The organism is Actinosynnema sp. NPDC020468 (assembly GCF_040642015.1).
Classification (GTDB): domain Bacteria; phylum Actinomycetota; class Actinomycetes; order Mycobacteriales; family Pseudonocardiaceae; genus Actinosynnema.
Map to the genome: position 1 here is coordinate 1 of NZ_JBFAEO010000091.1, position 12346 is coordinate 12346.

A 12346-nucleotide genomic window follows, 5' to 3' on the forward strand; every position below is an offset into this window, starting at 1 on the left:
GGGGCGCCGGCTTGGGAAATTAATGTCGCGTCCTGAAAGTTGCGGCGCCCCCGTGCCAAATGTGGTTGGGCTTCGCCCGGGCCATACGGGAGGGAAACACAGCGCTAGGGGTTTGCGCTGCGCGCCTGGCTTGGTTCCGGGTTTCGTTGTGGTGCTTGCTTGTTGAGGGTTCAAGCAAGGTGGGGGTGTGACTCGTGTGGGTGGTCACACCTTCGGGGTTGCCTGGTCGGTCTGTGGGTGGCGTGAAGAGTGAACGTGGTCCGTGTATCCAGCGTAGAAGTACTCACTCTTTATCTCGTGACGATCCTCAACCCGACTGAGGGGGCCTGCATGACCGCCACTCCGCCTGGCGTGGACGAGCTCGACACCTCGGAACTGGAAGTCTCGGCGTTGGACGCCGAGTTGGACGCGGAGTTGTCCGTCCGGCTCGACGCGGATGTCGAGGGTTCTGTCGTCGACGAGGTCGAAGTACTGCACAACGAGCCCGGACCGGACGTGTTGCCGCAGGTCGAGGCACCTGCGCACGACGTTCCGGGTACGCGGCCCGCGCAGCCGCTGGGGTCGCACCAGACCAACGGCACGAGGGCCGACTGAAGCCTTCCACGGGGGGAGGAGGCGGCGTGCCGGTCGACTTCGAGGGGTGTCGATCGGGCGCCGTCCGCGGTGAGGCGGCTCGCGGTGTGAGGGGAGCACCGCGGGCCGCCGACCGCGGGGTGGTGGAACGTGTGTTTCGATCAGCTCCGGCTGGGGGAAACCGAGGAGGAGGTGACGACGTGGGAGAACTGCGCACGGCGGGTGAGCGACCACCGTGGGAAGGTCTGGACGGCACGGACCGGCACGCCGCCTGCGTCGTGGCCGCACGCGACGGGGACAAGAGGGCGTTGGACGCGTTGGTCGCGGACCTGACGCCGCTCGTGTGGCACGTCGCGCGAGGGCACGGGCTGGACCGCAACACCGCGGAGGACGTGGTGCAGACGGTGTGGCTCGCGCTGCTGCGCCACCTCGACCGGCTGGTCGAGCCGCGCGCGCTGGCCGGGTGGCTCGTCGTCGCGACGCGCCGCGAGGCACAGCGCACCTGGACGCCCGCCCGTCGTGAAGCCGCGCTGACCGACGAGCTGGCCGAGCACCTGGAAAGCGATTACGGGCTCCCCGAGGACGCCGCGTTGGTGGACGACCGAGACCACCGGCTCTGGCGCGCCTTCGGGAAGCTGTCGCAGAAGTGCCAGGAACTCCTGCGACTCACCGTGCTGGCCGGGCGGGCGGAGTACCGCGCGGTCGCCGAAGCACTGTCCATGCCGCGCGGCAGCATCGGTCCCACCCGGGGTCGGTGCCTCACCACGCTGCGCGCACATCTCGACGCGGAAGGAGGATCGCGGTGAACGACATCGACCCGCGCGATGACCGCAGGGGCCAAGAGGACACCGCTGTCCTCGCCGAGCTGAGCCGGCTCGTCTACGAGCTGGACGCGCCACCGGCCGGTCTGGTGGAGCGGATCCAGTTCGCGGTGGCGCTGGAGAACCTGGACGTGGAGGTGGCCCGCTGGGAGCGGGCGGGGTCGTTCGCGGGTGTCCGCGGCGGTAACCCCGGCACCATCACCTTCACGGTGGACAACCTCACGCTGATGGTCAACTTCACGTCCACCGGCGCGCGGCACCGGATCGACGGGTGGCTGGTGCCCGCGGGCGAGCACACCGTCGAGGTCCGGGTCGCCGAGCACGAGTCCAGCACCACGAAGGCCGACGACGGCGGTCGGTTCGTGCTGGCCGACGTGCCCGCCGGCACGACGCAGATCGTGGTGCACCTGGTCAACGCCAAGGGCGAACCGGGACGCACCGTGGTCACGCCGACGATCATGTTGTAGGGACGACCGGACGAAGTAACCCGTTCGGACGACGGAGAATGTCCAACGAGGGGCAGACCGGGCACCGTCGGTGTGCTGCCATAGGGGACGTGCCTCCGCCCCGTGCCGCCGTCCCGGTCGCGCCACCGACGGCCACCGGCGTCCAGCTGGCGTCCGAGCTGCACGTGCAGGCTTTCCGCGCGGCGTCGGCCGGTCGGCCCGCCGACGCGGTGAAGCTGCTGCGCCGGGCCCTCGGCGCGCTCCCGGTGACCTCCGGTGACGTCGAGGCGACCACGGTCCGCATCCGGATCCTGATCACGCTGTCCTACGGCGAGGCGGAGACGGTGTCCGTCGCCGACGGGCTCGCGCACCTGGGCACGGCGACCGATCTGGTGTCCGTGCTGCCCGACGGCGACGTGAAGACCAACCTGGCGCCGGTGATCAAGTGCCAGCAGGCGCTCGTGCTGCACCGCGCCGGCCGCACCGCCGAGGCGCTGGCGCTCTACGACGCGGGCATCGCCGAGCTGGAGGCCGGGTACGCGGCGGGCGCGGTGCCGACCCAGAGCCTCGCGGGCAACCTGGTCAACCGCGGTCTCACCAGCATCGCGTTCGGGCTGCTCGAGGACGCCGAACGCGACATGCGGCGCACCATCGCGCTGGCCGAGGCGGACGACCTGCCGCTGATGAAGGCCAAGGCGCTGCACAACCTCGGCGACATCGCGCAGCTGACCGGCGACGTGCCGACGGCGTTGCGCCGCTACGAGGAGACCGTCCGGGAGTTCGGCGCGCTCGCGCCGGACCTGGTGCACCGGGTGCGCATCGACCAGGCCCGCACGCTGCTCGCGGCCGGGCTCGCCGACGAGGCGGCCCAGCACCTGGACGAGGCGTTGGGCGTGCTGCGCAAGCGGCGGGTCGGGCAGGACCTGGCCGAGGCCGAGCTGGCGCGCGCGGCGGCCGCGCTGGTGCAGGGCGACCCGGGCCTGGCCCGGGAGTTGGCGACCAGGGCCGGTCGTCGGTTCACCAGGAGGGGCAGCACCTCGTGGGCCGAGCTGGCCGCGTTGACCCGGATGCGCGCCGAGGTGGGCGTCAGCGCGCGGACCGCGACACCGGCCCGCGCGGTGCGGCTGTCGGCGCGGTTGGACGCGGTGGGGTTGGCCGACGAGGCGGCGCTCGCGACCATGCTCGCGGCCCGGATGGCGTCGGCGCGCGGCGCGCCCGCCCAGGCCCGCGCCCTGCTCGACCAGGTGCCGCTGCCCGGCCCGATCACGCCGATCGACCACCGGATGCTGTTGCGGCTGTGCCGGTTCGAGCTGGCGGTGGTCGAGGGACGGCCGCTGGACGCGCTGGACGAGGCGTCGGCCGGGTTGGCCGAGCTGGGTCGGGTGCGGGACCGGATGGGCGGGCTCGACCTGTTGTCCGGCACCGCCGTGCACGGGCGCGAGCTGGGGGAGAAGGCGGTCGGGCTGGTGCTGTCGTCGTGCGGCGACGCGCGTGCCGCGTTCGACTGGCTGGAGCGGACCCGCGCGCAGGTGTACCGGTACGAGCCGCTGCCCGCGATCGACAACCCCGAGCTGGCGCGCCGGGTGGCGGAGCTGCGGACGGTGTCCCGCGCGGTGCAGGCGGCCCGGCTGGAGGGTCGGCCGGTCGAGGAGCTGTCGTCGCGGTTCGAGGAGTTGCAGCGGGAGATCACCCGGCTCGGCTGGCACACGTCGGTGTGGGGCAGGCCGCGGCCGGTGGCGTCGTTCGCCGACGTGGCCGAGGCGCTGGGCGAGCGGGCGATGGTCAGCTTCGTCGCGGGCGTGGACGGGTTGTCCGCGGTGGCGGTGGTCGCGGGCCGGGCGACACTGGTCCGGCTCGGCCCGGCGGCGGAGCTGTTCGAGCTGGCCAGGGTGCTGCACGCGGACCTGGACGTGCTGGCGCCCGACCACCTGCCACCGCCGCTGGTGGCGGCCGTGACGGCGTCCGCGTCCCGGCGGGCGCGGGCGTTGGACGAGTTGTTGGCGCCGGTGTTCGACCTGGTCGGCGCGCGGGACCTGGTCGTGGTGCCGACCGGCGACCTGTACGCGGTGCCGTGGGGCGCGCTGCCGTCGCTGCGCGGCCGGTCGGTGGTGGTGACGCCGTCCGCGACGGCGTGGTTGACCGCCTCCGGCGGTGTCCGCTCCGCGACCAGGGTGGCGCTGGTGGGCGGTCCCGACCTGCCGGAGGCGCTGGGCGAGGTGCGCGGCCTGCGGTCGATCTACCCGACGGCCGCGGTGCCGTCGACGGTGGCCGACGTGCTGTCCGCTTTGGACGGTGCGCGGCTGGCGCACATCGCGGCGCACGGCGCGCACGTGGCCGACAACGCCCTGTTCTCGCGGCTGGAGCTGTACGACGGCTCGCTGTTCGCGCACGAGACGGCGCGGTTGTCGCGCGCGCCGGAGACGGTGGTCCTGGCGGCGTGCTCGTTGGCGTTGAGCCACATCCGGCCGGGTGACGAGGCGCTCGGGTTCGCCGGCGCGCTGCTCGCGTCCGGCTCGCACACCGTGGTGGCCGCGGTGAACCGGGTGGGCGACCACTCGGCGGCGGTGACCATGGAGACGTTCCACAAGCAGTTGGCCGCCGGCACCCCGGCCGCCACCGCGCTGGCCGAGGCGACGGCGGTGGACCCGCTGCGCCGGCCGTTCGTCTGCTACGGCTCGTGACCCGCTCCGGTCGGGGGTGGTGCGCCGGCCACCGGCGGTTATGGTCTAGACCATGCTGGAAGTCATCGCTCTTGACGCCGTCGACGCCGAGGCCGCGCAGGCCGGCGGGGCGCATCGGTTGGAGTTGGTCGCGGACATGGCCTCGGACGGGCTCACCCCGTCCGTCGGCACCCTCCGCGAGGTGCTGGCCGCCACGGACCTGCCGGTCCGGGTGATGCTGCGGGACGCCGCCGGGTTCGCCCCGGGCGACCTCGACGGGTTGCGCCGCGCGGCCGGACGGTTGCGGGAGGCGGGCGCGTCCGAGTTCGTGCTCGGGTTCCTCGACGCCGGCGCGCGGGTGGACGAGGAGGTCTGCCGGGCCGTGGTCGCGGCGCTCGACGGCGCCGCGTGGACGTTCCACCGGGCGCTGGACAACTCGGTCGACCCCGAGGCCTCGTGGGACGTGGTGGCCGCGCTGGGCTGTGACACGGTGCTCGCGGCCGGCAGCGCGCGCGGGGTGGCCGACGGGATCGGTGTGCTGGAGCGGCTCGCCAAGCGGGACGACGGGCCGGCGCTGCTCGTCGGCGGCGGGCTCAAGCAGGAGCACGTGGGGTTGTTGAAGGCCGCCGGGGTGACCGGGTTCCACGTCGGGAGCGCCGTGCGCCCAGGCGGATGGGACGCCCCGGTGTCCGCCGACGCCGTCCGGACCTGGGCGAATCTGGTCTAGACCGCTTGCAGATCCGGACATTAGCATCCCCGTTGCTTCCCATGAAATAGCCGTTGCACATCACGCAACGCAGAAGGGGGTCAACGAGATGCGGTTCGCTGTGGCTGTCGCCGCTGTCGGTGTCGCCGTGCTGGCCGGGTGCGCGCCCGTCCAGTCCGGCCCGACGTCGTCGGGCACGGATGAGCAGACCGGTCAGCTCCGGGTCTGGCTGTTCGACGAGGTCAACCGGGGCCCCAAGGAAGCCGTCGTCAAGGAGGCGGTGACCGAGTTCCAGAACGCCCACCAGGGCGTCACGGTCGACGTGCAGTACATCCAGGTGCAAACCCGCGCGGAGCGCTTCAAGGCCGCGTTCAGCGACCCGAAGAGCGCTCCGGACGTGGCCGAGTTCGGCAACACGGACCTCGCGGGCTACGTCGCGGGCGGCGGGTTCGCCGACCTCGACCTGGCGAAGTGGGGCGACGCCAAGGACCTGCTGCCCGCCGTGCTGGACACCGGCAAGGTGGACGGCAAGGTCTACGGGGTCCCGTGGTACGTCGGCATCCGCGCGCTCTACTACCGCACCGACGTGTTCACCGAGCTCGGCCTGAAGCCGCCGACGACGCTCGACGAGATCGCGCCGCTGGCGCGGCGGATCCGGGCGGCGAAGCCGGACCTGCTCGGGATCTCGGCCGGTGGCAAGTACACCTACGCCGCGATGCCGTTCGTCTGGGCCAACGGCGGCGACATCGCCCGCAAGGACGGCGCCAAGTACGTCGCCACCATCGACGGAGCCGAGGCCAAGGCCGGTCTGAAGCAGTACACCGAGCTGATCGCCGACGACATCTGCCCGCCGGCCCAGTGCGCGGGCAACGGCGGCGACGCGAGCGTCGAGGCGTTCCGGGCCGGCAAGGCGGCCATGGTCGTCGGCGGCGACTTCAACCGCAAGTCCGTCGACGCGTCCAGCGCGGCCGGCAAGTACGGCGTCGTCCCGTTGCCGGGCAGGACCTCCGGCTCGATCGCGCCCGCGTTCTCCGGCGGCAACCTGCTCGGCGTGATGAAGGGCAGCGAGCGCAAGACGCTGGCCAACCAGTTCGTCCAGCTGCTGGGCGGCAAGGACTACCAGCGCAAGATGTTCGAGGCGATGGGCAACCTGCCGACGTTCGGCGACGTGCAGAACGAGGTCGCCAAGGCGAACCCGGTGCTCGACCCGTTCATCAAAACCCTCAACGCGGGCACGAAGTTCGTGCCGGTGACGCCGAACTGGGCCAAGATCGACGCCCAGGCCGTGCTGCCGACGCTGCTCCAGGAAGTGGCCACCAAGGCGAGTGACCTGGACACGGCGGCCAAGAAGGCGTCCGACGCGATGAACTCCGCGTTCGGCTCGTGATGCGGACCACCAGGGGCGACGGGCGGATCGCGTACGCCTACCTCGCCCCGGCCCTGCTGGTGCTGGTCGGGTTGATGGGCTACCCGATCTACCAGCTCGTGCTGATCTCCCTGTTCGACTACGGCCAGGAGCAGGTCAGCGGTGGCGCGCCGCTGACCTTCCTGGGGCTGGAGAACTACGCGAACCTGTTGGGGGAGCAGAAGTTCTGGACCGTCCTCGGGCAAACCCTCGGGTTCGCGGCGGTGTGCGTGATCGGCACGCTGGTGGTCGGCGCGGCGCTCGCCGTGCTGGCCACCAGGGTCCGCACCTGGGCGCGGACCACGCTGTTCCTGGCCGCGCTCGGCGCGTGGGCGACCCCGACCGTCGCGGGCTCCACCATCTGGCTGTTCCTGTTCGACGCCAACCTGGGCTTCGTCAACGAGGTGCTCGGCACCACCGGGTTCTCCTGGACCTTCGACCGGTGGGTGGCGTTCGGGCTCGTCGCGGCGCAGGTGATCTGGTGCTCGTTCCCGTTCGTCCTGGTGACCCTGTACGCGGGCATCAAGGCGATCCCGGTCGAGGTGCTGGAGGCGGCCGCGCTCGACGGCGCGTCCGCCTTCCGCACCGCGCGGTCGGTCATGCTGCCCCTGTTGCGGCCCTTGCTGATCGTCGTCACGATCCAGTCGATCATCTGGGACTTCAAGGTGTTCACCCAGATCTACGTGATGACCAACGGCGGCGGCATCGCCGGGCGCAACCTGGTGCTCAACGTCTACGCCTACCAGCAGGCGTTCGCCGCCTCGGAGTACGGCCTGGGCGCGGCCATCGGCGTGGTCATGACGGTGTTGTTGCTGGTCGTCACGCTCGGGTACCTGCGGGCGCTGAGGAAGTCGGGTGAGCAGCTGTGAGGCGGGGCATCGCGGAGGCCGTCACCGTCGTCGTGGCGGCGGTGGTGGCGTTCCCGCTGTACTGGATGGTGCTGACGGCGTTCAAGCCGCAGGCCGAGATCTCCTCGGCGCACCCGCGGCCGTGGACGCTCGCGCCGTCGCTCGACAGCTTCACCCGCGCGCTCACGGTGCAGAACTTCGGGCGCTACCTGGGCAACAGCCTGGTCGTGGCGGTGTCGGTGGTGCTGCTGAGCCTGCTGATCTCGTTCCTGGCGGCCACCGCGCTGACCCGGTTCCGGTTCCGCAGCCGGACCACGTTGCTGGTCATGCTCCTGGTGGTGCAGATGGTGCCGGTCGAGGCGCTGACCATCCCGCTGTTCTTCATGATGAAGTCGGTGCGGGACGTGGCGCCGGCGTTCGGGTTGAACCACCTGGGCTCGCTCGTGCTGGTGCACCTGGCGTTCAGCCTGCCGTTCGCGATCTGGATGCTGCGCGGCTTCGTCGCGGCGGTGCCGGTCGAGCTGGAGGAAGCGGCCACTTTGGACGGTGCGTCGCGCTTCCGGTTCCTGTGGCAGGTGCTGTTCCCGCTGGTGGCTCCGGGTCTGGTGGCCACCAGCGTGCTGTCGTTCATCCACGCGTGGAACGACTTCCTGTTCGCGAAGACGTTCATCATCTCGGCGGCGGAGAACCAGACGCTGCCGCTGGCGCTTCAGGTGTTCGTCAAACCCGACGACAACGACTGGGGTGCGATCATGGCCGGCTCGACGCTGATGACGATCCCGGTGCTGGTGTTCTTCGTGCTCGTGCAGCGACGGCTGGTGGCGGGCCTGGCAGGGGCGGTGAAGTCGTGAACCTGGTACCGAGACCGGTGTCCTTCGAACGCGGTGAGGGCGAGGTCGTCTTCGCGGGCGACGTGGAGGTGCGGCCGTACGACGGCCCGCCCGAGGGCTACCGGCTGACCGTGTCGACCGACGGCGTCGTGATCGAGGCCGCCGACGAGGCGGGCGAGTTCTACGCGCGGCAGACGGTGCGGCAGCTCAGCGGGCCGGCCGCGTTCCGCGCCGTGCCACCGAGTTCGGTGACGCTGCCGGTGTGCGTGGTCGAGGACCACCCCCGGTTCGCCTGGCGCGGCTGCATGATCGACGTGGCGCGGCACTTCCTGCCCAAGCACGACCTGCTCCGGTACGTCGACCTGCTGGCCGCGCACAAGCTCAACGTGCTGCACCTGCACCTCACCGACGACCAGGGCTGGCGGTTCGAGTGCAAGCGCTACCCCCGGTTGCACGAGGTGGGCGGCTGGCGGCCGTCGTCGCGGCACGGCGACCGGCGGCACGGCGGCATGACCGGTCGGCCGCACGGCGGCTACTACACCCAGGACGACCTGCGCGAACTCGTCGCCTACGCGGCGCGGCGGCACATCACGGTGATCCCGGAGATCGACGTGCCGGGGCACAGCCAGGCGGCCGTCGCCGCCTACCCGGAACTCGGTGTCGAGGCCGGCGGCATCTGGACCGACTGGGGCGTGAACCCCAACGCCCTCAAGGCCGACGAGTCCACTGTGGACTTCTACCGGCACGTGTTCGACGAGCTGCTGGACGTGTTCCCGGGCGAGGTGATCGGTCTGGGCGGCGACGAGGCCGAGGGCGGCGACGGCCGGTTCGTCCGGCGCATCGCGCAACACCTGGTGCGCCGCGGCCGGCGACCGTTCGGCTGGGACGAGGTGTTGGACGCGGGACCCCTGCCGGTCGGGACGATCGTGGCGTCGTGGCGCGGCGAGGACGCCGGACTCCGCGCCCTGGAACGAGGTCACGACGTCGTCATGTGCCCCGAGGAACACGTGTACCTGGACTACCGGCAGTCCGACCACCCGGACGAACCGATCCCCGTCGGCACCGTCACCACGCTCGCGGACGTCCACGCCTACGAGCCGAAGGCGGCGGACCGGGTGCTCGGCGCGCAGGCGAACCTGTGGACCGAGCACCTGGACTCCGCCAGGCGGCTGGACTACGCCGCCTTCCCCCGGTTGTGCGCCTTCGCCGAGGTCGTGTGGAGCCCCTCTCCCCGTGACCTCGACGAGTTCACCCGCCGGCTGACCGGGCACCACCTGCCGCGGTTGGACGCGCTGGGCGTCGAGTACCGGCCCCTCACCGGTCCCCACCCGTGGCAGACGCTCCCCCTCGTCCCCGGTCACCCGAGGTGAACTCAGGCCTCCTCGGGCACGAGGATCCACGCCGCGAGGTAGAGCAGCGCGCCCGTGCCGAACCCGAAGAGGGTCGCGGCGACGAGCACGATGCGCAGCAGCGCGGCATCCACTCCGAGAAGCTGGGCGACCCCGCCGCACACGCCCGCGACCATCCGGTCGTTCCGGCTGCGGCGGAGCTTCTTGACCTTGTCGGTTGCCTGGCCGAGCACGTCGTTCGTCATGGCTCAAGAGTGCTCCGCGGCGGGCCGGCACACATCGGGGCCACACCCTGACTTCACCCGGACCCGGGTACTCGGGGTGCTCCCCGATCCCGTGCCCGCCCCCGATCCCGTGCGCGCACCGCCCCGGAGGTGCACGATCGTGGGATGACCGGTCCCCGTCGGGAATCCCGGCACGCGGTCCGCGCGGTGCCGCCGGGTGGTCGGGCGCGCGGACACCCGAAGTCGCGCGCCGGGCGGACCCACCCGTTCGGCCGTGGCGTGCGGACAATCCAGCGGGTAGGCCCGTCGCCCCTGGAAGAGGTCCGACTTGCGTGATGTTCTGGCCGAGCTGGTCCGACGCGTCGACGGTGGGGAAACCGTCGGCGTCGGCACGGTCGTCGCGACGTTCAGCTCCGCTCCCCGCCCGCCCGGCGCGTCGATGCTCGTCGGCGCGGACGGGACCGTGGTCGGCAGCGTGTCCGGCGGGTGTGTCGAGGGCGCGGTGTACGACCTGGCCCGGCGGGTGGTCGAGGACGCGACACCGGTGCTCCAGCGGTACGGGGTCAGCGACGACGACGCGTTCGCGGTCGGGTTGACCTGCGGCGGGATCCTCGACATCTACGTGGAGGCGGTGTCCGCGGCGACGTTCCCGCAGCTCGCGGACGTGGTGAAGTCGGTGCACGCGGAGGAGCCGGTGGCCGTCGCGACCGTCGTGGAGCACCCCGAGTGGGTCGGCCGGCGGCTCGTCGTGTGGCCGGACCGGGTCGCGGGCGACCTGCCGTCGGACCGGGCGCGGGACGCGGTCGCGGACGACGCGCGCGGGCTGCTCGCCACCGGCCGCAGCGGCACCCTCCACTACGGACCGGACGGGCAGCGCCGCGGCGAGGGCCTGGCGGTGTTCGTGAACTCGTTCGAACCGCCGCCGCGCCTGCTGGTGTTCGGCGCCATCGACTTCGCGGCCGCGATGGCGAGGCTCGGCTCGTTCCTCGGCTACCGCGTCACGGTGTGCGACGCGCGCCCGGTGTTCGCGACGAGGAGCCGCTTCCCGGACGCGGACGAGGTGGTCGTGGACTGGCCGCACCGCTACCTCGCCGCGCAGGCCGACCTGGGTCGCGTGGACGAGCGCACGGTGGTCGCCGTGCTGACCCACGACCCGAAGTTCGACGTGCCGCTGCTGGAGGTGGCGCTGCGCCTCGACCTCGGCTACGTGGGCGCGATGGGTTCCCGCCGCACCCACGACGACCGCCTGCGCCGGCTGCGCGAGGCAGGCGTGGAGGAGAACGCGCTGGCCCGCCTGTCCTCACCCATCGGACTCGACCTGGGCGCCCGCACGCCGGAGGAGACGGCCGTGTCGATCGCGGCCGAGGTGATCGCCCTGCGCTGGGGCGGCCGCGGCGAACGACTCACCGAAACGGTCGGCGCGATCCACCGCTAGCCGCGCGGGGTCGGGCTGGTGCACCCGACGCGGGGGCCTGAGCACGGTGACCGCGGGTGGCGGTGCCTCGGGTCGACACCGACGCTTCTGGCGCGTGTGGCCACACGGCGGGACACGATCGCAGGCCGCTGGGCTGAGCGGGGTGCTCGGCGCGGGTGGCCGGCGCGGTAGCGGGGGCGGCGAGGCTGTCGGCCGAGCTGGTGCGTTGGATGCGTGTGGCTACACGGCGTTGTACGACTGCCCGCGCCTGGCCGAGCTGGCGCGTGTGGCCGCACGGCGGGACATGACTGCGGGCTGCTGGGCTGAGCGGGGTGCTCGGCGCGAGTGGCCGGCGCCGCAGCGGGGCGGCGCGGCTGCCGGCCGAATCGAGGCGTCTGGCGCGTGTGGCGACACGGCGCAGTAGGACTGTGCCTACCTGGCGAACCGTGCGTTGGACGCGTGTGGCAACACGGCGCGGTAGGACCGCGGGCACCCGCCGGCCGAACCGGCCCTTCTGACGCCGTGTGGCCACACGGCGCGGTAGGACTGCGGGCACCCGTCGGCCGAACTGGCCCGTCTGGCGTGTGTGGCGACACGGCGCGGTAGGACTGCGGGCGCCCGTCGGCCGAACCGGCCCGTCTGGCGCGTGTCGCCACACGGCGTTGTACGACTGCGCGCGCCCGGCCGAGCCGGTGCGTCTGGCGCGTGTGGCCACACGGCGGGACACGAGTGCGGGCCGTCGGGCTGAGCGGCGTGCTCGGTACGAATGGCCGGCGCGGCAGCGGGAGCGGCAAGGCTGTCGGCCGAACCGGCCCGTCTGGCGCGTGTGGCGACACGGCGCAGTAGGACTGCGCCTACCTGGCGAACCGTGCGTTGGACGCGTGTGGCAACACGGCACAGTAGGACCGCAGACACCCGCTGGCCGAACTGGCCCTTCTGACGCCGTGTGGCCACACGGCGCGGTAGGACTGCGGGCACCCGGCCGAATCGGGGCGGCCGGCGCGGGTGGGGCCACGGCGGCGTGGGTGAGATGGGTTGAGCACACCGCGGTGATGAACGGGAACCTGGGT

Annotated in this window: 11 protein-coding genes; 10 read left to right on the forward strand and 1 reads right to left on the reverse strand. The window is 72.4% G+C overall.

Annotated elements, in window-relative coordinates:
• Positions 1-297: 297 nt before the first annotated feature.
• The 9 genes from AB0G50_RS35275 (at position 298) to AB0G50_RS35315 (ending at position 9659) form a co-directional block, all read left to right on the forward strand.
• Entirely contained in the window at positions 298-594 is a 297-nt protein-coding gene (locus tag AB0G50_RS35275) for a hypothetical protein (protein WP_360118248.1), read from the forward strand.
• Positions 595-773: 179 nt separating this feature from the next.
• Entirely contained in the window at positions 774-1379 is a 606-nt protein-coding gene (locus AB0G50_RS35280; protein WP_360118250.1) for a sigma-70 family RNA polymerase sigma factor, read from the forward strand.
• Entirely contained in the window at positions 1376-1861 is a 486-nt protein-coding gene (locus AB0G50_RS35285) for a carboxypeptidase regulatory-like domain-containing protein (protein ID WP_360118253.1), read from the forward strand. Before AB0G50_RS35280 ends, AB0G50_RS35285 begins: the two co-directional genes overlap by 4 nt.
• 89 nt (positions 1862-1950) lie before the next feature.
• Complete coding sequence (locus AB0G50_RS35290; RefSeq protein WP_360118256.1) at positions 1951-4521, forward strand: CHAT domain-containing protein; 2571 nt, start codon at positions 1951-1953, stop codon at positions 4519-4521.
• 52 nt (positions 4522-4573) lie between these two features.
• A complete protein-coding gene (locus AB0G50_RS35295; RefSeq protein WP_360118258.1) occupies positions 4574-5227 on the forward strand; it encodes a copper homeostasis protein CutC in 654 nt (217 codons plus the stop codon).
• Between the two features lie 88 nt (positions 5228-5315).
• Positions 5316-6593: an extracellular solute-binding protein gene (locus AB0G50_RS35300; protein WP_360118261.1), complete on the forward strand. Its 1278-nt coding sequence runs from the start codon at positions 5316-5318 to the stop codon at positions 6591-6593.
• The gene (locus AB0G50_RS35305) at positions 6593-7480 is read left to right on the forward strand and encodes a sugar ABC transporter permease (protein WP_360118263.1); all 888 of its coding nucleotides are present in this window, start codon (positions 6593-6595) and stop codon (positions 7478-7480) included. The genes AB0G50_RS35300 and AB0G50_RS35305 overlap by 1 nt, the downstream gene beginning before the upstream one ends.
• Positions 7477-8310 (forward strand): carbohydrate ABC transporter permease, encoded by an 834-nt coding sequence (locus AB0G50_RS35310; RefSeq protein ID WP_360118266.1) that lies wholly within the window; start codon positions 7477-7479, stop codon positions 8308-8310. Before AB0G50_RS35305 ends, AB0G50_RS35310 begins: the two co-directional genes overlap by 4 nt.
• 2 nt (positions 8311-8312) lie before the next feature.
• Positions 8313-9659, forward strand: a complete 1347-nt coding sequence (locus tag AB0G50_RS35315) for a beta-N-acetylhexosaminidase (protein ID WP_360118274.1) — start codon at positions 8313-8315, stop codon at positions 9657-9659.
• A gap of 2 nt (positions 9660-9661) precedes the next feature.
• Here the strand turns inward: AB0G50_RS35315 and AB0G50_RS35320 are convergent, their stop codons facing one another.
• Positions 9662-9883 (reverse strand): PspC domain-containing protein, encoded by a 222-nt coding sequence (locus AB0G50_RS35320; RefSeq protein ID WP_360118269.1) that lies wholly within the window; start codon positions 9881-9883, stop codon positions 9662-9664.
• 307 nt (positions 9884-10190) lie between these two features.
• Here AB0G50_RS35320 and AB0G50_RS35325 point away from each other — a divergent pair, with 307 nt between their 5' ends.
• Positions 10191-11297, forward strand: a complete 1107-nt coding sequence (locus AB0G50_RS35325; RefSeq protein ID WP_360118272.1) for an XdhC/CoxI family protein — start codon at positions 10191-10193, stop codon at positions 11295-11297.
• Positions 11298-12346 lie beyond the last annotated feature (1049 nt).

Excerpts from the sequence above, each read along its gene's own strand:
- AB0G50_RS35295 (WP_360118258.1), top strand. The coding sequence starts at position 4,574 with ATGCTGGAAGTCATCGCTCTTGACGCCGTCGACGCCGAGGCCGCGCAG.
- AB0G50_RS35300 (WP_360118261.1), top strand. The coding sequence starts at position 5,316 with ATGCGGTTCGCTGTGGCTGTCGCCGCTGTCGGTGTCGCCGTGCTGGCC.
- AB0G50_RS35305 (WP_360118263.1), top strand. The coding sequence starts at position 6,593 with ATGCGGACCACCAGGGGCGACGGGCGGATCGCGTACGCCTACCTCGCC.
- AB0G50_RS35320 (WP_360118269.1), bottom strand. The coding sequence starts at position 9,883 with ATGACGAACGACGTGCTCGGCCAGGCAACCGACAAGGTCAAGAAGCTC.